Here is a 21,749-nt window from a genome sequence, read left to right on the forward strand (position 1 = left end):
TTCTCCTGTGGAGGAAGTGACATGACGGAAACTCTTGTGCCGGGTCCGGTCGGCGCTGCGATAGCCGCCGGTGCGCGGGTGGTGGACCACCCGGCGTGGCCCCAGCTCAAGGCCGCCGTGGAGGAGATCCGCCCCTGGCAGGCCAAGGACGGTTCGATCGACTTCGAGGCCGCGGGCGCGCCCGCCCCCGCCGAGGCCGAGGCCGTCGTGGCCCGGATGGCCGACGCCGTCGGGCAGCTGTCGCCCCTGCTGCCGCACGCCGTGGACTACCACCGCGCCCTCGTCGGCGACCTGCGCAAGTGGGTCGCGGACGGCTTCCGGGTGCCGGACTTCCTCGACTCGCTGCTCGCCTTCCGCCCGGCCGCCGAGCGCGCCGACGGACTGCAGCACCTCGTGGTCTTTCCGATGTACACGCAGAACGGCAACCCGGACCGCAACTTCGAGGCCGTCGCGCTGAAGATGGTGTGGCCCGAGTGGCTCGCCGAGCTGGAGCGCACCCGGTACGACAATCCGCTCTTCCTCGGCATCACCTTCGAGGACTTCACCGCGGGCTACGACACCCACTCCGCCGTGCTCTTCCCGGAGACCATCGCCGTGCGCGAGGCTCCCGAGCGCTTCTCCTGGGGCGGCATCTTCTGCGACCGCGAGGCCGCGCGCTTCCGCAAGGTCACCGAGGCCTCCGTGGACATCCTCGGCATCGACCTGCCCTCCGACATCGCCGCCATGGTCACCGACCAGGAGCGCTGCGAGAAGGCGTTCGTGCTGTGGGACATGGTCCACGACCGCACCCACAGCCACGGCGACCTGCCGTTCGACCCCTTCATGATCAAGCAGCGCCAGCCGTTCTGGATGTACGGCCTGGAAGAGCTGCGCTGCGACCTCACCGCCTTCAAGGAGGCCGTGAAGCTGGAGTCCGAGGGCAACGAACACGGCCGTGACGTGCAGTACGCCGTCCTCTTCGACCGGATGTTCCGCTTCCCGGTCTCCGGCGACCGCAACCGCAACTACGACGGCCTCGGCGGCCAGCTGCTCTTCGCGTACCTCCACAAGCACGACGTCGTGCGCTGGACGGACAACAAGCTGAAGATCGACTGGATGCGCGCCCCGCAGGTCACCAACCAGCTGTGCGCCGAGATCGAGGACCTCTACCGGGCGGGCATCGACCGGCCGAAGCTGGTTCACTGGTTCAAGGCCTACGAGCTGGTCGCCACCTACCTGGCTCCGCACCCGGGATCGCGCTGGGCCAAGGGCCCCGACGCCCTGGACCTGTCGCAGCCGCCCCGCAAGCTCGTGGACGACGTGCTTCCGGACGAGTTCCCCCTCAGCATGTTCTACGAGGCCCTCGCCAAGAAGCTCAAGGGCGTCATCGCCTCGACGAAGGGGATCACCGCCCTGAACGCCGAGGACCGGCAGGAACAGCGGGTCGCCGCGTGAGCGCTCGCGCGGAGGAGGCAGCACAGATGAACAGCTCGAACGGGAACGGCAAGCTCAGCGGAGCGGTCGTGGCGGTGGCCGGGGCGGGCGGGCCCGCGGGCCGCGCCACCCTGATCAGGCTCGCCGAGGCGGGCGCCACGGTGATAGCGGCCGACGCGGACCCGGCGCGCCTGGCGGAAGCCGTGGACGCCGCCCGGTACGCCCACGGCGGCGCCACCGTCACCGGCGACACCGTGGACCTGCTCGACCTGAACGCCACCAAGGAGTGGGCGGCCAGGACCGAGAAGGAGTTCGGTTCGGTCGACGGGGTGGTCCACCTCGTCGGCGGCTGGCGCGGCAGCACGTCCTTCACCGAGACGGACCTCGCGGACTGGGACTTCCTGGAGAAGCTCCTCATCCGCACGGTGCAGCACACCTCGCTCGCCTTCCACGACGGCCTGCTGCGCAGCGACCGCGGCCGCTACGTACTGGTGAGCCAGTCCGGCGCGCACAAGCCGGTCGCCAACAATGCCGCGTACAACGCGGGCAAGGCGGCGGCCGAGGCGTGGACCCTGGCGCTCGCCGACTCCTTCCGCAAGGCGGGAGGCGAGGACGGCCCGGGCGCCGCGGCTGCGATCCTGGTCATCAAGGCACTGGTGCACGACGCGATGCGCGCCGAGCGACCCACTGCGAAGTTCGCGGGCTTCACCGACGTCAAGGAGCTGGCCGAGGCCATCACCAGCGTGTGGGAGCGGCCCGCCCCGGAAGTGAACGGACAGCGTCTGTGGCTGACCCCGCAACCCTGAGGACCGACGCCCGCAGGCACCACGACCCGGCGGTGCGCGGCTTCGCGAGCGACAACTACGCGGGAGCGCACCCCGAGGTCATGGCGGCGATCGCCCTCGCCAACGGCGGCCATCAGGTGGCCTACGGCGACGACGAGTACACCGAGCACCTGCAGAAGGTCATCCGCAGCCACTTCGGCCCCTACGCCGAGGCCTACCCGGTCTTCAACGGCACCGGCGCCAATGTGACCGCCCTGCAGGCCCTGACCGACCGCTGGGGCGCGGTGGTCTGCGCCGAGACGGCGCACATCAATGTCGACGAGGGCGGCGCCCCCGAGCGGATGGCGGGCCTCAAGCTGCTCACCGTGGCCACGCCGGACGGCAAGCTCACCCCCGAGCTGATCGACCGGCAGGCCTGGGGCTGGGAGGACGAGCACCGGGCGATGCCGCAGGTCGTGTCGATCACCCAGAACACCGAGCTGGGCACGGTCTACACCCCGGACGAGATCCGGGCGATCTGCGAGCACGCGCACGCGCTGGGGATGAAGGTGCACCTCGACGGCGCCCGGATATCCAACGCGGCCGCCTCGCTGGACGTGCCGATGCGTACGTTCACCAACGCGGCGGGCGTCGACGTGCTCTCGTACGGCGGCACGAAGAACGGCATGCTCTTCGGCGAGGCCATCGTGGTCCTCAACCCGGACGCGGTCCGGCAGATGAAGCACATCCGCAAGATGTCGATGCAGCTGGCCTCCAAGATGCGGTTCGTCTCGGTGCAGCTGGAAGCGCTGCTAGCGAAGGACCTGTGGCTGCGCAATGCCCAGCACTCCAACGCGATGGCGCAGCGGCTCGCGGCCGGCGTGCGGGAGCTGGAAGGCGTCAAGATCCTCTATCCGGTGCAGGCGAACGCGGTGTTCGCCCGGCTGCCGCACGAGGTCACGCGCAGGCTGCAGAAGCGTTTCCGGTTCTATTTCTGGGACGAGACGGCGGGCGACGTGCGCTGGATGTGCGGGTTCGACACCCAGGAGGACGATGTGGACGCCTTCCTCCAGGCCCTGAAGGAAGAACTGGCCCGGTAGAACCCCTGGCTGCATAGGTATACCCCACTCCGTAAAGCTATAGACTTACCGAGTGGGGTATACCTATGCTCCCGATCATGGAACTCATCCAGGAACATCCAGGGCTCGCCCCCTATCTTGCGGCCGATGACGTCATCGACCACGGCCACCCACTGGTCCAGCAGACCGCAGACACCCTCTGGGCCGACACCGGCGACGCATATTCATACGCCCAGGCCGCCTTCGAGTTCGTCCGCGACACCGTTCCGCACTCGAACGACGCCGGCGACCCCCGCGTCACCTGGCGGGCCTCCGACGTCCTGGGCCAGCGCACGGGCATCTGCTATGCCAAGTCCCACGCGCTCGCCGCCCTGCTGCGCGCCCGCGCGATCCCGGCCGCCCTCTGCTACCAGCTCCTCACCGAGGACGACGGCTCCCACCCGGTGATCCACGGCCTGATCGCCCTCCGGCTGCCGGGCCGCGCCGGCTGGTCCCGGCTGGACCCGCGCGGCAACAAGCCCGGTGTCGACGCACGGTTCTCGCTGGACACCGAGCGACTTGCCTTCCCCGTACGCCCGGAGCTCGGTGAGATCGACCACCCCGTCCTGTACGCCGCCCCGCCGGAGCCGGTGCTCGAAGCCCTGCGCACCGCCCCGGACCGGGCCGCCCTGATGCGGTCGCTGCCGACGGCGGTCCCGGCGTCCTAGTGCCGCGTCAGGCATCCTGACGCGGTGCGGGGGCCGTCGTGGACGGGGCGGCGGGGGCGCGGGGGCCCGTGGTCAGCCGGTGCAGGGCCGCCGCCGCGAGCTGGAGGGCGGCGATGCCGAGGAGCAGCGTCCAGGGCGGCCGCGCCGCCGCCAGGCCCACCAGGGCGGCTCCGGCCGCCGCCGCAGTGATCTTGAGCCCGGCGCCCAGTGTGAACACCTGGGCCCGGACCGCCTCCGGCGCGTGTTCGGCCCGGATCCGCAGCGTCGCGGTCAGCAGCGGCCCGTCGCACAGCCCGGCCAGCGCGAAGCAGCCCACGGCCAGCGGCACCGTCGGTGCGAAGGCGGCCCCGGCCAGTGCCACGCCGGTCCCGGCCAGCGACCACCGGGCCAGCCGCCCGGGGTCGCCCGCCCGCCCCGCCGCCCGGCGCCGGGCCAGCAGCAGCGACCCGCTCAGCGCGCCCACCGCGAAGGCCGTCATCAGCGCGCCCCCGGCGCCGGGCGCTCCGAGGCTCCTCGTCAGCAGGACCGAGGTGGTGCTCAGCGCGCCGAGGCCGACGAAGGCCAGGGTGGTGGAGGCGGTGACCGCCCGGAGTTCACGGACCCGCCACAGCGCGGCGAACCCGCCGCCCGCGCCGGGCCGGGGCCCCGCGGCGCGCGGGCGGGTGCGCTGGTCCTCGTACGGAAGCAGGGCGGCCAGTACGGCGGCCAGCGCGCCCGAACAGGCCAGCACGGCCATCGCCGGGCCCGCCGAACCCAGCGCGGCGATCAGGCTCACCACCGCCGGGGCGGTCACCCCGGCCGCGTTGTAGGTCGCCGCGTCCCACGCGTACGCCTGGTCGCGCCCGGCGCCCGCCGGGACCAGCGTGGCCACCAGACTGGACAGCCCGCCCGTCACCATCGGCCCGCAGCCGCCGCCCGCCACCGCCACCGCGATCACCACGGGCAGCGGCGCGCGCCCCACCAGCACCGACAGAGCCGCCACGGCGAGCGCGAAACCCGCGAGCGCGCCCGCGTGCAGCAGCCGGGGCCGCGCGGTCCGGGCGGCGACGGCTCCCGCGAGCGGGGCGGCCAGCACGTGCGGGGCCAGCCAGGCGGTCAGCACGAACGCGCCGTCCGAGGCGCGTCCGGTCCGCTCCAGGGCCAGCAGCACCAGCGCGATCCCCATCCCCTCGGAGGCGAACCGCCCGGCCAGCGCCGCGGCCAGGTAACGCTTGAATCCACGCATATGACCACCCACCCCCGGGTCGAGACGGTACTCCCGCACGGGTGGAGAGGGGGTCGAGACGGCCCCGAAGGACCGCCTGGGCCGACCCGGGGCCGACCCGGGGTCAGCCCGCTCCGCCGCCCGGGATCAGCCCGCTTCGCGCCGCGGGATCAGCCCGCTTCGCGGACCTGCGCCGGAGTGGGCGCGGTACCGCCGAGGTGGGCGGGCAGCCACCAGGAGTCCTCGGTGCCCTTCGGCTTCGTCGGGTACGCGCGCTGCGCGGCCTCCAGCAGCTCCTGGACGCGCTCGCGCAGCCGCCGGGTGATGGCACCGGCGTACTGGTCGCCGGGCGCCTCCATCGGCTCGCCGACCCGCATGGTCACCGGGATGTGGCTGCGCTTGAGGTCCTTCGGGTGGCCCTTGGTCCACATCCGCTGGGTGCCCCACAGTGCCACCGGGATCAGCGGGACCCCGGCCTCCTGCGCCATCCGCGCCGCGCCGGACTTGAAGCTCTTCAGCGTGAAGGACTGGGAGATCGTCGCCTCGGGGAACACCCCGATGATCTCGCCGCCGCGCAGGGAGTCGAGGGCCAGCTGGTAGGCGTCCTCGCCCTGCTTGCGGTCCACCGGGATGTGCTTCATCGCGCGCATCAGCGGCCCCGACACCTTGTGCCGGAAGACCGACTCCTTCGCCATGAAGCGGACCAGCCGCTTGGACGGGCGGGCCGTCAGCCCGGCGAAGATGAAGTCGAGGTAGCCGACGTGGTTGGAGACCAGCACCGCGCCGCCCTTGCGCGGGATGTTCTCGGTGCCCTTCATGTCGATACGGACGTCCAGCGCCTTGAACAGCGTGTGCGCCGCGCCGATCACCGGGGGGTAGACGAGCTCAGCCATCGTGGGGAGACCCCGCTTTCTGCCTGGGGAGGTACTCCCGGCCGGAAGTTACGCCATCGTAGGTACGTGGCCATGGGGATCGTGCCCCAAACCTGCCCCGGTGGCCAGTCCAGATGCCCCCACCAGGCGAGATTCTTGTCACGCCGGGAATGCGGCGCGCCGCGGGCGCGCTCGGATCACCGTAGGGACGGACGAGCGACGGCGACGGGAGTGCGCGTGCGGGACCAGGGCGAGGGGCGGGCCGTGGGACAACCGGGGAAGAGGGGGCCCGAGCGCCCGCTGGGACGGGCGGAGCTGGGCGCCGAGCCGGGGGAGCGGGCGACCCTGGTCCAGTTCTCCAGCGCGTTCTGCCAGCCCTGCCGGGCCACCCGCCGGATCCTCGCCGAGGTCGCGGGCATGGTCGAGGGAGTCACGCACATCGAGATCGACGCGGAGGAGCGCCTCGACCTGGTACGCGAGCTGGGCATCGAGAAGACCCCGACCGTGCTGGTCCTGGACTCCGCCGGGCGGACCGTGCGGCGGGCCACCGGGATGCCGCGCAAGGCCGATGTGATCGCGGCCCTCGGCGCGGCGGTGTGAACCGGTGCGTGCGCCCCCACGCAGCGTGACGCGCCCGACATCTGGCGGCAGCGGCTTGACGCCGTGCGCCAGAGATCGCCAGGCTGGCGCCATGCGGTACGAACTCCTGCTCTACGGACGGGTCCCGGTGGACCTGGTCCGGTACGCGAGCGCGCGCTGTCGGGGCCACTGATCACCCCACCCCCGCCCGGCCGCACGGCCGACGCAGACGACGCGGCAGAAGGAAGAGACCCTCCGATGACGATGACGACGACGGCGCCGACCGCACATACCGCCGCTGACGCCACCCCGGCCCCCGCCGACGCCACCGCGGGGCCGGCCTCCGGCGACGCGAGTCGGCCCGCGGACCCCGCGACCGGCCCCGCCTCCGGTACGACCGGCCCGGCCTCCGGCGGGAGCGCCCTCCCCGGATCGCCCGAGCTCCTGCGCTCCGTCTTCCGGCAGCACGCCGCCGGGGTCGCGGTGATCACCGCCGAGAGCGACGGCCGCCCCGCGGGCTTCACCGCCACCTCGCTCAACTCCGTCTCCGCCGACCCTCCGCTGCTCTCGTTCACCATCGGTACCGGGTCGTCCAGCTGGCCCGCGATACGCGACTCCGAGCACGTCGGGGTGCACATACTCGGCGAGCACCAGAAGGACACGGCCGGGCTGTTCGCCCGGAGTGGCGCCGACCGCTTCGGCCCGGCCACCGACTGGGCGGCGGGGCCGCACGGGGTCCCGGTCCTGGACGGCGTACTGGCCTGGCTGGTCTGCCGGATCGTGGCCCGGGTCCCGGCGGGGGAGCACCGGGTGATCATCGCGGAGGCGGTTGTCGGGGACCCGGCCGGGGACGGTCGCCCCCTGCTGTACCACCAGGGTCGCTTCAACGCGTTGCGCGACTGAATCGTCCCTGCTGGGGGGGTCGGTCCGGCGTTGGCAAGGTCACAGTTCACCGGCCTTGCAACCGAGTGGGACCCAGGATGTACTGACGAGTAACATTCCCTTCGGAGCGCGGGCCGCCCCGACCGGGACCGGGCCGACAAGGCGCCTATGCTGCCTGCATCAAGGCAGCACCAGAAAAGACGATGCAGTAGGAGAGCCGGCGTGAGCTTGAGGATCGTTGTCTGTGTGAAGTACGTGCCCGACGCCACCGGCGACCGGCACTTCGCCGATGACCTGACCGTCGACCGCGACGACGTCGACGGCCTGCTGTCGGAACTCGACGAGTACGCCGTCGAGCAGGCGCTGCAGATCGCCGGCGAGGCCGACGACGCGGAGATCACCGTGCTGACGGTGGGCCCGGAGGACGCCAAGGACGCCCTGCGCAAGGCGCTGTCCATGGGCGCCGACAAGGCGATCCACGTCGAGGACGACGACCTGCACGGCACCGACGTCATGGGCACCTCGCTGGTCCTCGCCAAGGCGATCGAGAAGGCCGGTTACGACCTGGTCATCACCGGCATGGCCTCGACCGACGGCACCATGGCCGTCCTCCCGGCGATCCTGGCCGAGCGCCTGGGCGTCCCGCAGGTCACCCTGCTCTCCGAGGTCAAGGTCGAGGACGGCACCGTCAAGGGCCGCCGCGACGGCGACACCGCGAGCGAGCAGCTCGAAGCCTCCCTGCCCGCCGTCGTGTCCGTGACGGACCAGTCGAGCGAGGCCCGCTACCCGTCCTTCAAGGGCATCATGGCCGCCAAGAAGAAGCCGGTCGAGGCCTGGGACCTGTCCGACCTGGAGCTCGAGGCGGACGAGGTCGGCCTCGAGGGCTCCTGGACCGCGGTCGACTCCGCGGCGCAGCGCCCGGCCCGCACCGCGGGCACGATCGTCAAGGACGAGGGCGAGGGCGGCAAGCAGCTGGCCGAGTTCCTGGTCGGCCAGAAGTTCATCTAAGAGCTTCGGCCGTCACGGCACGGTCACGCCCCACCTCCCCCGACTACTTCGCTTTCGCAGGAGCATCCCCATGGCTGAAGTCCTCGTCTACGTCGACCACGTGGACGGCGCCGTCCGCAAGCCCACCCTCGAACTGCTGACGCTGGCCCGCCGCCTCGGCGAGCCCGTCGCCGTCGCCCTGGGCGCCGGCGCCGCCGACACCGCCGCCGTGCTCGCCGAGCACGGCGCGGTCAAGGTCCTCACCGCCGACGCCCCCGAGTTCACCGAGTACCTCGTCGTACCGAAGGTGGACGCGCTCCAGGCCGCCTACGACGCCGTGTCCGCCGCGGGCTCCCTGGCCGCCGTGCTCATCCCGTCCTCCGCCGAGGGCAAGGAGATCGCGGCCCGCCTCGCCGTCCGCATCGGCTCCGGCATCATCACGGACGCCATCGACCTGGAGGCGGGTGACGAGGGTCCGGTCGCGACGCAGTCCGCGTTCGCCGCTTCCTTCACCACCAAGTCCCGTGTCTCCAAGGGCACCCCGGTCATCACCGTCAAGCCGAACTCGGCTCCGGTCGAGGCCGCCCCGGCCGCGGGCGCCGTCGAGGCGCTCGCCGTCACCTTCGGCGCGCTGGCCACCGGCACCAAGGTCGTCTCCCGCACCCCGCGCGAGTCGACCGGCCGCCCCGAGCTGACCGAGGCCGCGATCGTGGTCTCCGGCGGCCGCGGCGTCAACGGCGCCGAGAACTTCCACATCATCGAGTCGCTCGCCGACTCGCTCGGTGCAGCCGTCGGCGCCTCCCGCGCCGCCGTGGACGCGGGCTGGTACCCGCACTCCAACCAGGTCGGCCAGACCGGCAAGTCGGTCTCCCCGCAGCTGTACATCGCCTCCGGCATCTCGGGCGCGATCCAGCACCGCGCGGGCATGCAGACCTCGAAGACCATCGTGGCCATCAACAAGGACTCCGAGGCTCCGATCTTCGACCTGGTCGACTACGGCGTGGTCGGCGACCTCTTCGCGGTCGTCCCGCAGCTGACCGACGCGATCCAGGCCCGAAAGGGCTGACCTGCGTCGATAGCGTGACCCGGGGCCGCGTGGTGACTCTCACCACGCGGCCCCGCGGTGTTTCCGGCAACCATTGACGGAGCGGAATGCGCTGACTAAATTCTGCTATGCGGATCAATGCTTCCGTGTAGCGGAAAAGAGGAGAGTGCACGATGGGTCAGCAGGAGAAGGTGGCGACAAGCCTCGCAGGTGCGGTCAGCGAGGGCATCAGCGCCTCCCTCAAGCCGGTGGACGCGGAACTCGCCCGCCACTACCCGGGCGACCCCGGCACCCGCCAGCCCATCCACACGGTCTACGTCCCCGGCGACGCCTTCGCCCCGGACACCATCCGCTCCTGGGGTGACCAGGCCCTCGCGTCCCTCGACGAGCACGCGCCGGACGCGGCCACCTTCGCCAAGGTGCTCGGCATCAGCGACGAACTGGCGGTCCCGGTCTACGACCGCGTGCGCGCCAAGCTGGCCTCCGAGCCGATCGAGGACCTCCGCGTCGACTTCGAGGACGGCTTCGGCGTCCGCTCCGACGAGGAGGAGGACCAGGCCGCGGCCCGCGCCGCCCGCCTCGTCTCGGAGGCCTTCTCCAACGGCACCAACGCGCCGTACATGGGCATCCGCATGAAGTGCATGGAGTCCAACGTCCGCGACCGCGGCATCCGCACCACGGACATCTTCCTCTCCGGCCTGCTGGAGCACGGCGGCCTCCCGGACGGCCTCGTCCTGACCCTGCCCAAGGTGACGTACGCCGAGCAGGTCAGCGCCTTCGTCGAGCTGCTGGAGGCCTTCGAGACCACCCGCGGCCTGCGCCCGGGCCGGATCGGCTTCGAGATCCAGATCGAGACCAGCCAGTCCATCGTCGCCTCCGACGGCACCGCCACCGTGGCCCGGATGATCGGGGCCGCCAAGGGCCGCGCCACCGGCCTGCACTACGGCACCTTCGACTACAGCGCCTGCGTGGGCGTCTCGGCCGCCTACCAGTCCAGCGACCACCCGGCCGCCGACCACGCCAAGGCGATCATGCAGGTCGCGGCCGCCGGAACCGGCGTACGCGTCTCGGACGGCTCGACCAACGTGCTGCCGATCGGCACCACCGAGCACGTCCACGAGGCCTGGAAGCTGCACTACGGCCTCACCCGCCGCGCCCTGGCCCGCGCCTACTACCAGGGCTGGGACATGCACCCGGCGCACCTGCCGACCCGCTACGCGGCCGTCTTCACCTTCTACCGCGAGGGCCTCGAAGCGGCCGCCGCGCGTCTGAAGGCGTACGTCGCCAAGATCGAGGGCGACGTGATGGACGAGCCCGCCACCGCCAAGGCCCTGGCCGGATACCTGGTCCGCGGCCTCGACTGCGGCGCCGTCGGCGCGGACGAGGTCACCACTCTCACCGGCCTGAGCCGCGCCGAGCTGGACGCCTTCGCGATCCCGCGCCGCTCGGCGACCCTGCACGACTGAGCCGCCCGTCGACGGGGCCCGGCCGGAACCCTCCGGCCGGGCCCCGTCGCGTTCCCCCCGCACACCGCGCGCGGCGGGGTAGCCCGTGCCGCGCGGCCTCAGCCGGTGACGGGGGCCGGGCGGATCTCGCCCGAGCCGCGGGCGATCAGGCGGGTGGGGAGTTCGATGCGGGCGGGCGGCAGGTCCGCTCCCGACAGGCGCTGGAAGAGCCGCTCGGTGGCCACCCGGCCCAGCGCCGCCGGATCCTGGGCCACCACCGTGACGGCGGGACTGAGCAGGTCGGCGAGTTCGAAGTCGTCGAAGCCGACCAAGGCCACCGTCCGCGCGCCCGAAGCGGCGGCGGCCGCCAGGACCCGTACCACCGTCACCGTCACCCGGTTGTTTCCCGCGAAGACGGCGGTGACCGGGTCCGGGCCCGTCAGCATGGCCGTGACCGCCGCCGCGACCCGTTCCGGAGAGGTGGAGCCGAGGGACTCCCAGGCCCCGTCCGCCGCCAGCCCGGCCCCGGCCATCGCCGCGCGGTACCCGCGCAGCCGCTCCGTGGCCGTGTGGATGCGGCGATGATCACCGATGAAGCCGATCCGGCGGTGGCCGTGCGCGATCAGGTGGGCCACCCCCGCGCGGGCGCCGCCGAAGCTGTCCGAGAGGACCACGTCCGCGTCGATCCGGCCCGCGGGGCGGTCCACGAACACCGTCGCCATCCCGGCCAGGATCTCCGGCTCCAGGTAGCGGTGGTCGTCGCCGGACGGGATCACGATCAGCCCGTCCACCCGGCGCGCGCACAGGGCGAGCGCCAACTCCCGCTCCCGGTCCGGGTCCTCGGCGCTGGAGCCGTTGATCAACAGCGCGCCGTTGGCCCGGGCGACCTCCTCGACCGCCCGGTTCAGCGGACCGTAGAACGGGTCGGCGAGGTCCTCCAGGACCAGACCGACCGTCGCCGTACGGCCCTTGCGGAGCACCCGCGCGCTGTCGTTGCGCCGGAACCCCAGCTCCTCGATGGCGTCCTGGACGCGCTTCTCGGTGTCGGGGGTGACCCCGGGCTCGTCGTTGACCACGCGGGAGACCGTCTTGAGGCCCACCCCGGCCCGGGCCGCCACGTCCTTCATCGTCGGCCGCCGACCGTAGCGGGGCTCGGGCGAACGGCGGGAGTGCGGCACGGTGGGAAAACCTCCGGTGTCTCAAGTGGTCGCGCCGGGTGCGGCGCGCTGACCTCGAGGATAAGCACCTCTGCCGATTACCGGGTTTCCGCGACGGGCTGGTGCGGGCAAGCCACTGGAGGTTCGGACGAGCCGCGGCAGTCGTGGGAAGAGGGGTAATCGTGATTGTCTGGATCAACGGCACCTGCGGGGCCGGGAAGACCAGCACGGCCCGTGAACTGACCGGGCTCCTGGCGGACAGCACCCTCTACGACCCCGAGATCGTCGCAGGAGCCCTCCGGCTCCTGCTGCCCGGCAAGCGGCGCGACGAGGTCGGCGACTACCAGGACCTGCCGAGCTGGCGCCGCCTCGTCGTGGACACCGCAGCCGCCCTGCTCGCCGAGGTGGGCGGGGTGCTCGTGGTGCCCATGACCCTGCTGCGCCAGGAGTACCGCGATGAGATCTTCGGCGCTCTCGCCGCTCGCCGGATCCCGGTCCGGCACGTGCTGCTCGCCCCAGAGGAAACGATCCTGCGACAGCGGATCGCCCACCGCGCCGAAGCCCGGGACCGGGCGTACGCGCACATCGCGCCCTACCGGCAGGCCCTCGGCTGGCTCTCCGCCGACGCGCACGTCATCGACAACAGCACCCTGACGCCCCACGAGACCGCGCGCCGGATCGCCGAGGCGCTGCGCTCCGAAGCCGTCGCGGTGTGCGACATCGTGCAGACCCCGGAACCCACCGCCGAGACGGTCGCCGCCGGAGTGCTCCTCTTCGACGAGCAGGACCGGGTGCTCCTGGTGGATCCGACGTACAAACCCGGCTGGGAGTTCCCGGGCGGGGTGGTCGAGCCGGGGGAGCCGCCCGCCCGGGCGGGGGTGCGGGAGGTCGCCGAGGAGCTGGGCGTCGTACTGGACCAGCCGCCCGGGCTCCTGGTCATCGACTGGGAACCGCCCTGCGCCCCGGCCTACGGAGGGCTGCGGCTGATCTTCGACGGAGGCCTGCTCCCGCCCGAGGCGGCGGCGCGCGTCCGGCTGCCGGGGCCGGAGCTGCGGGCCTGGCGGTTCGTTACCGAGGCGCAGGCGGCGGGGCTGCTCCCGCAGAATCGTTTCGAACGGCTCCGCTGGGCCCTGCGCGCACGGGAACGGGCGACCGTGCTCAACCTGGAGGCGGGAGTTCCGGTCGGCACTCCCTGAAGCTCAGCCGGCGACCTGCCCGGAGGCCTGCTCCGCGGCCGTCTTCACAGCGGCCGCGGTGTCCTCGGTGACCGGATCGCCGTGCCCGAAGCAGGCCACCGACGGAGCGAGCGACGCCAGCCGCCGGAAGGACTCCAGAGCGCGCTCCCGGTCCACGTTGAACACCCCGAGCATCACCTGCCCCACCGACGCGACCGCGTCCCCCGTGAACAGCACGCCGTGGCGCGGGAGGTGCACGGCGATGCTGCCGTCGGTGTGGCCGGGCACGTGCACGACGTACGCCCCGTCCCCGAAGCCCAGCGCGTCGCCGTCCTCCACCTCCCGGTCCACCCGGGTGGGGGGCGCCTCCGGGAGGGTGAGGCCGCGCTCGTACAGCGGGATCTCCCAGTCCAGGAGCGCCGGCTCCGGCACCGGCAGCTCGCCGCGGACCACCGGGGCGTCGAGGCGGTGCGCCACCACCGACGCGCCCCAGCGGGCGGCCAGCTCACCCGCGCCGCCGACGTGGTCGCGGTGGCAGTGGGTCAGCACGATCCGCTCCAGCCGTTCGGGGCGCAGCCCGAGGGAGCGGATCGCCTCTTCGATCCCGGCGGCGGAGCCGGCCGGCCCCGAGTCGATCAGGGTCAGCGCCCCGCCGTCGCGCCACAGGTAGGCCTGGCCGATGGGATAGCGGAGCACGTACAGCCGCTGCGGTACGACTTCCAGGAGGTCGAGGCCGAGGCCGAGGTCGAGGAAGTGCGGGTCCGAGGGGGGCGCCGGGGTCGCCGGGGCCACGGGGTCCGAGGGGTTCATGGCGCGAACGTACGCTCCACCGCGCCCCGGAAAGGCGCGGCTTCACCCTCGGCGGACTCCGCCCAGAGCGCAGTGCGCCCTGGGCGGACAACCGGTGCCGCGCGCGGCCTCAGCCCCGCTTCGACTCCGCGTAGTTGACCAGGAACAGCGCCTCGGTCACCGAGAGCCGCTCCAGCTCCTCCGGGGAGACGCTCTCGTTGACCGCGTGGATCTGCGCCTCGGGCTCGCTCAGGCCGATCAGCAGCATCTCGGCCTCCGGGTAGAGCGTGGTCAGCGTGTTGCACAGCGGAATCGATCCGCCCATGCCGCTGATCTGCATCTCCTGGCCGGGGTACGCCACCTTCATGGCCGCCCGCATCGACGCGTACGCCGGGCTGTCGGTGTTCGCCTGGAACGGCTGTCCCTGGCCGACGACTTCGAGCTCCAGACGGGCCTGCCACGGGGTGTGCGCCACCAAGTGCGCCTCCAGCAGCTTGATCGCCTCGGTGACGTCCACGCCCGGCGGCACCCGCAGGCTGATCAACGCGCCCGCGCTCGCGTGCACCGACGGCGTGGCGCCCACGACGGGCGGGCAGTCGATGCCGAGGACGGTGACGGCGGGACGGGCCCACAGCCGGTCCGCGACCGTGCCGTCGCCGATCAGCTCGACCCCGTCCAGCACCCTCGCGTCGGCGCGGAAGTCCGCCTCCGGGTACTGCAGGCCCTCCCACACCGCGTCGGAGGCGAGCCCGTCCACGGTGGTCGAACCGTCGGCCGCCCGCAGCGAGTCCAGGACCCGGATCAGCGCGGCCAGCGCGTCGGGGGCGGCGCCGCCGAACATCCCCGAGTGCAGGTTCCCGCCAAGGGTGTTCACCGTGGCCTTGAGCAGCGTCATCCCGCGCAGGGTCGCGGTCACGGTCGGCAGGCCGAGGCGGAAGTTGCCCGCGTCACCGATGACGATGGTGTCCGCGACGAGCAGCTCCGGGTGCGCCTCGGCGTACTGCTGGAGGCCGCCGGTGCCCTGCTCCTCGGAACCCTCGACGATCACCTTGACGGATACCGGCACGCCGCCGTTGGCTTTCAGCGCGCGCAGTGCGAGCAGGTGCATGATGAACCCGCCCTTGCAGTCCGCCGCGCCGCGCCCGTACCAGCGGCCGTCGCGCTCGGTCAGTTCGAAGGCAGGAGAGATCCAGGCGGCGTCGTCGAGCGGCGGCTGGACGTCGTAGTGCGCGTACAGCAGGACGGTCGGGGCACCCGCGGGACCGGGCAGGAAGCCGTACACCGACTGGGTGCCGTCAGGGGTGTCGAGGAGGGCCACGTCCTGGAAACCCTCGGTGCGCAGTGCGTCGGCCACCCAGTTCGCGGCGGCTTCGCTCTCGCTCTTGGGGAACTGGGCCCAGTCCGCAACCGACTGGAAGGCCACCAGCTCCGCCAGCTCCTGCTTGGCGCGGGGCATCAGCGAGGCGATGGTTCCGACGATCGGATCGGTCGGCATGGGCACGCTCCTTTTGGGTGCGACGTTCTGGTACGTGTACGGGTGACGTGGCGTACGCCGGGTTACGGCGCATGCGGGTCCGATCCTCCCACAGCGGGGTGAGCCGGACTCGCGCCGTAGGATTTCCCCGGCAACGGGACCTCCGAACCATCGGGACCTCCGAACCATCGGGACCAACGCGTGATCAGGAGCAGCAGCACATCGTGAGCAGCGACGACGTACACGGCGCGGGCAATGCGGGCAATGCGGGCGACGCGGAGGGCGCGCGGGGCGCGGCCGACGCGGGGCAGGACGTGCAGGGGGCGGACGAAGTGGCGGAGGTGACCGGCGCCGAGGGAACCTCGGACGGGGACGGGGACGGGGTGACGGACGCGAAGGGCGTGAGGGACGCGGACGGGGTGACGGACAGGGACGGGGTGACGGACGCGGACGGCGCCCGCCTCGCGGACGAGGCGCGGGACCTCGGCGGGGCGCGGGACCCCGAGGAGGAGACGGACGCCGAAGGGGCCCGGGCCGCGGACGAGGTCTGGGACGTGATCGTGGTCGGCGCGGGCCCGGCCGGAGCCTCGGCCGCGCACGCGGCGGCGGCCGCCGGGCGCCGGGTGCTGCTGCTGGAGAAGGCCGAACTTCCCCGGTACAAGACGTGCGGCGGCGGGATCATCGGCCCCTCGCGCGACGCGCTGCCGCCCGGCTTCGTGCTGCCGTTGCAGGACCGCATCCATGCGGTCACCTTCTCGATGAACGGGAAGATGACCCGCACCCGGCGCTCCAGGAGCATGCTGTTCGGGCTGGTCAACCGGTCCGAGTTCGATGCCGGGCTGGTCGCCGAGGCGGAGAAGGCGGGCGCCACCGTGCGCACCGGTACGGCCGTTTCGCGCGTCGAGCAGCACGGTCCGGCGGTGCCCGACCGGCGCACGGTGGCCGTGGTGCTGAGCGACGGGGAGACCGTCCTGGGCCGCGCGGTGATCGGCGCGGACGGCAGCGCGAGCCGGATCGGGGCCCACGTCGGGGTCGAGATGGACCAGGTGGACCTGGGACTCGAAGTGGAGATCCCGGTCCCGCCGACGGTCGCCGAGGACTGGAAGGGCCGCGTACTGATCGACTGGGGCCCGCTGCCCGGCAGTTACGGCTGGGTCTTCCCCAAGGGCGACACCCTCACCGTCGGCGTCATCTCGGCCAAGGGTGACGGCGCCGCGACCAAGCGCTACTTGGAGGACTTCGTCGCGCGGCTGGGCCTGGCGGGTTTCGAACCCTCCCTGTCCTCAGGTCACTTGACCCGCTGTCGGACGCCCCAGTCGCCGCTGTCGCGCGGCCGGGTGCTGGTGGCGGGCGACGCGGCGGGACTGCTGGAGCCGTGGACCCGGGAAGGCATCTCCTTCGCGCTGCGCTCGGGGCGGCTCGCGGGGGAGTGGGCAGTGAAGATCTCCGAGGCGCCGGACGCGGTGGACGCGCGGCGCCAGGCGCTGAACTACGCCTTCGCCGTCAAGGCCGGGCTCGGTGTGGAGATGGGGGTCGGCAAGCGGATGCTGACCCTGTTCGAGTCCCGGCCGCGCGTCCTGCACGCCGTGCTCATCGGATTCGGGCCCGCTTGGCGGGCCTTCGCCCGGATCACCCGGGGGTCGACCACGCTGGCCGACCTGGTGCGGACCTACCCGATTGCCGGGAAGGCGCTGCACGCGCTGGACCGCAGGGAAGCGCGGGAGCGGGAGCGCGGGCGGGCGTAGCCACCGGAGCGGCGGCGGTGGCGGTGGTAGCGGCGGTGGTAGCGCCGCTCCGGCAGTGGTGGCCTGCGCGGGGCGCGGGGTCTGGGGTGGCGGCCGGGCTGCGGTCGGCGGTCGACGCGAGGTCAGGGGCGGCCGCGCCGGGCTGAGGGCGGGGTCGGCCGCGGCGGCCGGGGCGCCGCGCCGGGCTGCCGGGTCCGGGCCCGGTCAGTCCGCCACCGTGATGCGGAAGACGGGGTGGTCGGCGGAGGCCGTGCGCAGTTCCTCCTCGGAGGAGTTCGCGGTCACGCCCTGGTAGAACCGGTTGACCTCCCAGCCCCACTTCACCAAGTAGCCGCGCAGGACGACGGCCTTCTCGGCGGGGTCGGTCAGTTCGACGGCGGTGAAGGATCGGACCCGGCGGCCCACCCGGAGCTCGCCGCCGCCCGCGGCCCGCATGTTGCGCACCCAATGGGAGTGGCCGCGGGCCGAGACCAGGTACTGCGCGCCGTGGTCCGTGTACGGGTTGACCGGAATCCGCTGCATCTCGCCGGACTTCCGGCCGCGGACCGAGAGCTCGGCGCTCCCGGCGAGGCTGATGCCGAGACGGGCCAGCCTGCCGAAGAGGGCGTTGAAACGGGTGCCGAACGCGCTGGCCTTCATGTAGTAGGGGGCGGGAGTGCTCATCGGGGCCTCCGGGGCGCTGTGTGCCGGTTCTGGTGCTCTACTTCGAGAGCGGCGCTCTCGCTTGACAACAGTGTGCGCGTATCGCCGCACTAAAGCAAGAGCAGCGCTCTCGAAATAGATTGGCAGTCTCGTTCTTGGGCGGTGCTCCGGATGCATGGCACACTGATCCGCATGAGCACCGTGCGAGGGGCCAGGGAACGGGCCCGCATCGAGATCACCGCCGCCATCAAGGACGAGGCGCGCCGCCAACTGGCCGCCGAGGGCGCCGCGAGACTCTCGCTGCGCGCCGTCGCCCGCGAGCTGGGCATGGTCTCGTCCGCCCTCTACCGCTACTTCCCGAGCCGCGACGACCTGCTCACCGCGCTCATCGTGGACGCGTACGACAGCCTCGGTGCCGCCGCCGAGGCCGCGTACGCCCGTACCGCCCAGACGGCCACCGGCGCCGCGGCCCCCGGCGCGGCCGGCCGTGCCTCGGCCGTCGGCGCCTCGGCCAACTCCGCGGCCGGTCGCGCCGCGGGTCCAGGCGGCGCGGCCACCGCCACGCCGCGGGAGCAGTGGGTGGAGGTGTGCGGAGCGGTACGGGGGTGGGCCTTGGCCCACCCGCACGAGTACGCCCTCATCTACGGGTCCCCCGTCCCCGGCTACTCCGCCCCCGCGTCCACGATCGGCCCGGCCTCCCGGGTCGGGAACACCCTCATCGCGATCGCCCGCGCCGCCTACGAAGGTCCCGGGCTGGCCCTGCCTCCGCTGCCGCCGGGGCTGCGCTCCGAGGCGACGCGGATGACCGAGGACTTCGCCACGGGGCTGCCGCCCGCGGTCGCGCCCGCCCTGGTGGCCGCCTGGGCGCAGTTGGTGGGCCTGATCTCCTTCGAGCTGTTCGGACAGTTCCACCGGGTGGTCGAGGAGCGCGACGCGTTCTTCGCGCACGCCGCGGGACAGCTCGCCCACGGGGTCGGCCTGCTCGCCACGTGATGCGGCGCAACGCGCATGCGGCGTGCGCGCGGCGCGCGTCCGGTACGCGTGCCGCGGCTTCGGCACGGATGTGCCGGAGGATCACATGACAAGGCGACAAGTCGCTTTTCTGTTCCTCGTATGAAGAGAACCGGTTCTCCCACCCCCGGACCGCGGCCCGTCTAGTCTTCCTCGCGTCGGTGCCCAGCCGCCCAGACGCCTGCCGGAGGACGATTCATCATGCTCACCACCCGAACGGCGAGGGCGCTCTACGCCGTCCTGGTGACCGCCGTCCTGGCCGCCCCCGCGCCCAGCGTCTGCTCGGCCGCGTCGAGTACGGAGTCCGCCCCCGGCCATTCGGCCCCGTCGGCCGAGCGGCTCGCGCCCGCCCCCGGACCGACCGGGCCGATCCGGGCCCGGATACCGGGGGTGCGGGGCCTGGAGGTCGCCGTACCGGCTTACGTATGGGCGAACGATCAGATGCTCAACGAGCTGACCGCCACCGGACCGGCCGCCTCCGTTGTGGTCCTCAACCCCGGCAACGGCGATGCCCCCTTCGGCGCTCCGTGGCAGGCCAGAGCCGACGTCTTACGCGGCGGTACCACCACCAACGGCGAACGCACCAAGGTCCTCGGCTACGTCCACACCGACCACGGCAACCGGCCCCCGGCCGAGGTCAGGGCCTCCGTGGACAACTACCTCAAGACCGCCGACGGCAGGCTCCACGTCGACGGCATCTTCTTCGACGTCGTCAGCCGCGACTGCGGGCCCGCCAACGCCACGCGCGACCTCTACGCCGGCTACCACCGCTACGTCGAGGAAGCCATGCAGGCGGTCGACCCCGACGCCCCCGACCTGGTCGTCGACAACCCGGGCACCGCCATCGCCGACTGCTACCTCGAACCCGGCCACCGCACCGCCGACATCTTCGTCACCTACGAGGACACCTACGCCGCCTACACCGGAGGCGGCTGGCTCGGCGGGAACGTCTTCAACGAGACGACGGGCTACCGGCCGGGCACCGAACTCGACCCGAGCGGTACCGCGTTCTGGCACCTGATCCACGACGTGCCGTCCGCCACCGCGATGCGCGCCGCCCTCCAGACCGCCTTCACGCGCGGCGCGGGCTACGCCTACGCCACGAGCACGGCCATGCCCAACCCCTGGAACGCCACCCCGGCCTGGGCGTTCGGCCCCCAGACCAGCTACGCCGCGGCCCTGGGCTAGGTGTATTGCCCTGTGAGGTTGGGGACGCGGCTGGCGGCGGACCACCCTGATCGCTAGTGGTTCTCCGTGGGCCGCAGGTCGTGCGGGATCAGGGTCCACGTGGTGGCCGCAGCGACCACCGCCAGGCCTCCGGCCAGCAGGAACGCCGGGGTGATGGCCAGGGTGTAGGCGTGCGAGGCGGCCTCGATCAGGGTCTGGCCGAGGCTGCCGCCGAGGAGCTCCGCGGTGTGCGCGGCCTCTCCCACGGAGCCCCGTACGGCGCTCATCGTCGCGTCGTCCAGGTCCAGGGCCGGGAGGTTGCTCCGGTAGAGCGCGGCGGCGGTGGAGCCGAGGATGGCGACGCCCATCGCCGAGCCCAGTTCGTAGCAGGTCTCCTCGATGGCGGCCGCGCTGGAGACCTCGTCGGCGGGCGCGGTGGAGATCAGGGTCACCGAGGCGACCGTGGTGGCGAGGCCCGCGCCCAGGCCCATGACGGTCAGGGCCGCGGCGAAGGCGGGATAGCCGAGTTCGGTGAACCGCTGGAAGACCCAGGGCAGGGCCATGCCCGCGGCGAGGACCACCAGAGCGGCCCCGAGCACGTGCCGGATCGCGAACCGCTGCATCAGGGCCGGGGCCACCATCGAGGCGCAGATCAGCGAGAGCGGCGCGGGCAGCAGGCGCAGGCCCGCCTCCAGCGGGGTGTAGCCCTGGCCGTACTGGAACCACTGGGTGACCAGGAACAGGATCGCGCCCATGCCCACCATGGGCAGGAAGATCGCCGTGGCGGCCACACTGAAGGCCGGCTTGGCGAACAGCCGGACCTGGAGCAGGGGATCGTCCAGCCGCAGCTGGCGGCGTACGAAGACGGTCAGCAGTACGGCGGCCAGGGCGAGCAGCGCCCAGGGCAGCGGATCCGCGACGCCGCTCTTGCCGAGCTGCTTGATGCCGCCCGCGAGGGCCAGCATGCCGATGATCGACTGGCCGACGCCCCACCAGTCCCAGCGGCCGGTGGCGCGCGGCGAACGGGATTCGGGGAGGTAGCGCAGTCCGGCCGCGACGATGACGGCGGTGACGGGGAGGTTGAGGAGGAAGGCGGAGTGCCAGCCGTAGTCCTGGACGAGCAGCCCGCCGACCACCGGGCCGAAGGCCATGCCACCGCCGAAGACGGCCGCCCAGACGGCGAGGGCGAAGGCGCGCTCCTTGGCGTCGGTGAAGACGCTGCGCAGGATGGACAGGGTGGAGGGCATGATCGCCGCGCCACCGACGCCGAGCAGCGCGCGGGCGGCGATGACGTGCCAGGCCTCGGTGGAGAAGACGGCGATGAGCGAGGCGACCGCGAAGATGCCGAAGCCCGCCATCAGCAGCCGCTTGCGGCCCCAGCGGTCCCCCAGGGCGCCCGCCGTGACGAGCAGGCCGGACAGGGCGAGCGCGTAGACGTCGATGATCCACAGCTGCTGGACGGCGCCCGGCTGGAGGTCGCCGACGAGCGAGGGGAACGCCACGTTCAGGATGGTGGTGTCCATCGAGATGAGCAGGAGACTGCCGGAGAGGATCGCGAGCACGATCCAGCGGCGCGGGTCCCGCGCGGGGGTGCGCATGGGGGTTCCGTTCA

Annotated in this window: 20 protein-coding genes; 13 read left to right on the plus strand and 7 right to left on the minus strand. The window is 72.7% G+C overall.

Annotated features, from left to right (window positions below):
* Positions 1–21 precede the first annotated feature (21 nt).
* From QMF80_RS10110 to QMF80_RS10125, 4 genes are all read left to right on the plus strand, one after another.
* On the plus strand, positions 22–1,434 hold the full coding sequence (locus QMF80_RS10110) for a DUF6421 family protein (protein ID WP_283451749.1): 1,413 nt from the start codon (positions 22–24) through the stop codon (positions 1,432–1,434).
* A gap of 26 nt (positions 1,435–1,460) precedes the next feature.
* Positions 1,461–2,219, plus strand: coding sequence for an SDR family oxidoreductase (locus QMF80_RS10115; protein WP_283451752.1), 759 nt, complete (start codon positions 1,461–1,463; stop codon positions 2,217–2,219).
* Positions 2,216–3,277, plus strand: a complete 1,062-nt coding sequence (locus tag QMF80_RS10120) for a threonine aldolase family protein (RefSeq protein WP_283451874.1) — start codon at positions 2,216–2,218, stop codon at positions 3,275–3,277. Before QMF80_RS10115 ends, QMF80_RS10120 begins: the two co-directional genes overlap by 4 nt.
* A 77-nt stretch (positions 3,278–3,354) precedes the next feature.
* Complete coding sequence (locus QMF80_RS10125) at positions 3,355–3,963, plus strand: transglutaminase domain-containing protein (RefSeq protein ID WP_283451754.1); 609 nt, start codon at positions 3,355–3,357, stop codon at positions 3,961–3,963.
* 7 nt (positions 3,964–3,970) lie between these two features.
* Here the strand turns inward: QMF80_RS10125 and QMF80_RS10130 are convergent, their stop codons facing one another.
* Both QMF80_RS10130 and QMF80_RS10135 read right to left on the minus strand, forming a co-directional pair.
* On the minus strand, positions 3,971–5,188 hold the full coding sequence (locus QMF80_RS10130; protein ID WP_283451755.1) for an MFS transporter: 1,218 nt from the start codon (positions 5,186–5,188) through the stop codon (positions 3,971–3,973).
* Between the two features lie 149 nt (positions 5,189–5,337).
* A complete protein-coding gene (locus QMF80_RS10135) occupies positions 5,338–6,060 on the minus strand; it encodes a lysophospholipid acyltransferase family protein (protein ID WP_283451758.1) in 723 nt (240 codons plus the stop codon).
* Between the two features lie 210 nt (positions 6,061–6,270).
* On the opposite strand from QMF80_RS10135, the gene QMF80_RS10140 reads away from it, so the two are divergent.
* The 5 genes from QMF80_RS10140 to QMF80_RS10160 all read left to right on the plus strand — a co-directional run bounded on the left by QMF80_RS10140 (position 6,271) and on the right by QMF80_RS10160 (position 10,998).
* Positions 6,271–6,639, plus strand: a complete 369-nt coding sequence (locus tag QMF80_RS10140; RefSeq protein ID WP_502962812.1) for a thioredoxin family protein — start codon at positions 6,271–6,273, stop codon at positions 6,637–6,639.
* A 243-nt stretch (positions 6,640–6,882) separates the two neighbouring features.
* Positions 6,883–7,521 (plus strand): flavin reductase family protein, encoded by a 639-nt coding sequence (locus QMF80_RS10145; RefSeq protein ID WP_502962815.1) that lies wholly within the window; start codon positions 6,883–6,885, stop codon positions 7,519–7,521.
* 201 nt (positions 7,522–7,722) lie between these two features.
* Positions 7,723–8,508 (plus strand): electron transfer flavoprotein subunit beta/FixA family protein, encoded by a 786-nt coding sequence (locus tag QMF80_RS10150; RefSeq protein ID WP_283451762.1) that lies wholly within the window; start codon positions 7,723–7,725, stop codon positions 8,506–8,508.
* A 70-nt stretch (positions 8,509–8,578) separates the two neighbouring features.
* Complete coding sequence (locus QMF80_RS10155; RefSeq protein WP_283451764.1) at positions 8,579–9,553, plus strand: electron transfer flavoprotein subunit alpha/FixB family protein; 975 nt, start codon at positions 8,579–8,581, stop codon at positions 9,551–9,553.
* Positions 9,554–9,705: 152 nt separating this feature from the next.
* Positions 9,706–10,998, plus strand: a complete 1,293-nt coding sequence (locus QMF80_RS10160; protein WP_283451767.1) for a DUF6986 family protein — start codon at positions 9,706–9,708, stop codon at positions 10,996–10,998.
* Positions 10,999–11,096: 98 nt separating this feature from the next.
* Here the strand turns inward: QMF80_RS10160 and QMF80_RS10165 are convergent, their stop codons facing one another.
* Positions 11,097–12,104 (minus strand): LacI family DNA-binding transcriptional regulator, encoded by a 1,008-nt coding sequence (locus QMF80_RS10165; protein WP_283451877.1) that lies wholly within the window; start codon positions 12,102–12,104, stop codon positions 11,097–11,099.
* 212 nt (positions 12,105–12,316) lie between these two features.
* Between QMF80_RS10165 and QMF80_RS10170 the strand changes: the two genes are divergently transcribed.
* A complete protein-coding gene (locus QMF80_RS10170; RefSeq protein WP_283451769.1) occupies positions 12,317–13,330 on the plus strand; it encodes an NUDIX hydrolase in 1,014 nt (337 codons plus the stop codon).
* 3 nt (positions 13,331–13,333) lie between these two features.
* Here QMF80_RS10170 and QMF80_RS10175 read toward each other — a convergent pair whose 3' ends face one another.
* Positions 13,334–14,119 carry an MBL fold metallo-hydrolase gene (locus tag QMF80_RS10175; RefSeq protein WP_283451771.1) on the minus strand — a complete coding sequence of 262 codons (786 nt, stop codon included), beginning with the start codon at positions 14,117–14,119 and terminating at the stop codon, positions 13,334–13,336.
* A gap of 109 nt (positions 14,120–14,228) precedes the next feature.
* The gene (locus QMF80_RS10180) at positions 14,229–15,593 is read right to left on the minus strand and encodes a dipeptidase (RefSeq protein ID WP_283451773.1); all 1,365 of its coding nucleotides are present in this window, start codon (positions 15,591–15,593) and stop codon (positions 14,229–14,231) included.
* A 533-nt stretch (positions 15,594–16,126) separates the two neighbouring features.
* On the opposite strand from QMF80_RS10180, the gene QMF80_RS10185 reads away from it, so the two are divergent.
* Complete coding sequence (locus tag QMF80_RS10185; RefSeq protein ID WP_283451879.1) at positions 16,127–17,317, plus strand: geranylgeranyl reductase family protein; 1,191 nt, start codon at positions 16,127–16,129, stop codon at positions 17,315–17,317.
* A gap of 204 nt (positions 17,318–17,521) precedes the next feature.
* On the opposite strand, the gene QMF80_RS10190 is transcribed toward QMF80_RS10185, so the two are convergent.
* Positions 17,522–17,980 carry a nitroreductase family deazaflavin-dependent oxidoreductase gene (locus QMF80_RS10190; RefSeq protein WP_283451775.1) on the minus strand — a complete coding sequence of 153 codons (459 nt, stop codon included), beginning with the start codon at positions 17,978–17,980 and terminating at the stop codon, positions 17,522–17,524.
* Positions 17,981–18,151: 171 nt separating this feature from the next.
* Here QMF80_RS10190 and QMF80_RS10195 point away from each other — a divergent pair, with 171 nt between their 5' ends.
* Both QMF80_RS10195 and QMF80_RS10200 read left to right on the plus strand, forming a co-directional pair.
* The gene (locus QMF80_RS10195) at positions 18,152–18,952 is read left to right on the plus strand and encodes a TetR/AcrR family transcriptional regulator (RefSeq protein ID WP_283451777.1); all 801 of its coding nucleotides are present in this window, start codon (positions 18,152–18,154) and stop codon (positions 18,950–18,952) included.
* Between the two features lie 219 nt (positions 18,953–19,171).
* Positions 19,172–20,158 carry a spherulation-specific family 4 protein gene (locus tag QMF80_RS10200; protein ID WP_283451779.1) on the plus strand — a complete coding sequence of 329 codons (987 nt, stop codon included), beginning with the start codon at positions 19,172–19,174 and terminating at the stop codon, positions 20,156–20,158.
* 53 nt (positions 20,159–20,211) lie between these two features.
* Here the strand turns inward: QMF80_RS10200 and QMF80_RS10205 are convergent, their stop codons facing one another.
* The gene (locus tag QMF80_RS10205; RefSeq protein ID WP_283451781.1) at positions 20,212–21,735 is read right to left on the minus strand and encodes an MFS transporter; all 1,524 of its coding nucleotides are present in this window, start codon (positions 21,733–21,735) and stop codon (positions 20,212–20,214) included.
* Positions 21,736–21,749: the final 14 nt, after the last annotated feature.

The sequence above is a fragment of the Streptomyces sp. G-G2 genome, from assembly GCF_030063135.1.
Lineage (GTDB): Bacteria > Actinomycetota > Actinomycetes > Streptomycetales > Streptomycetaceae > Streptomyces.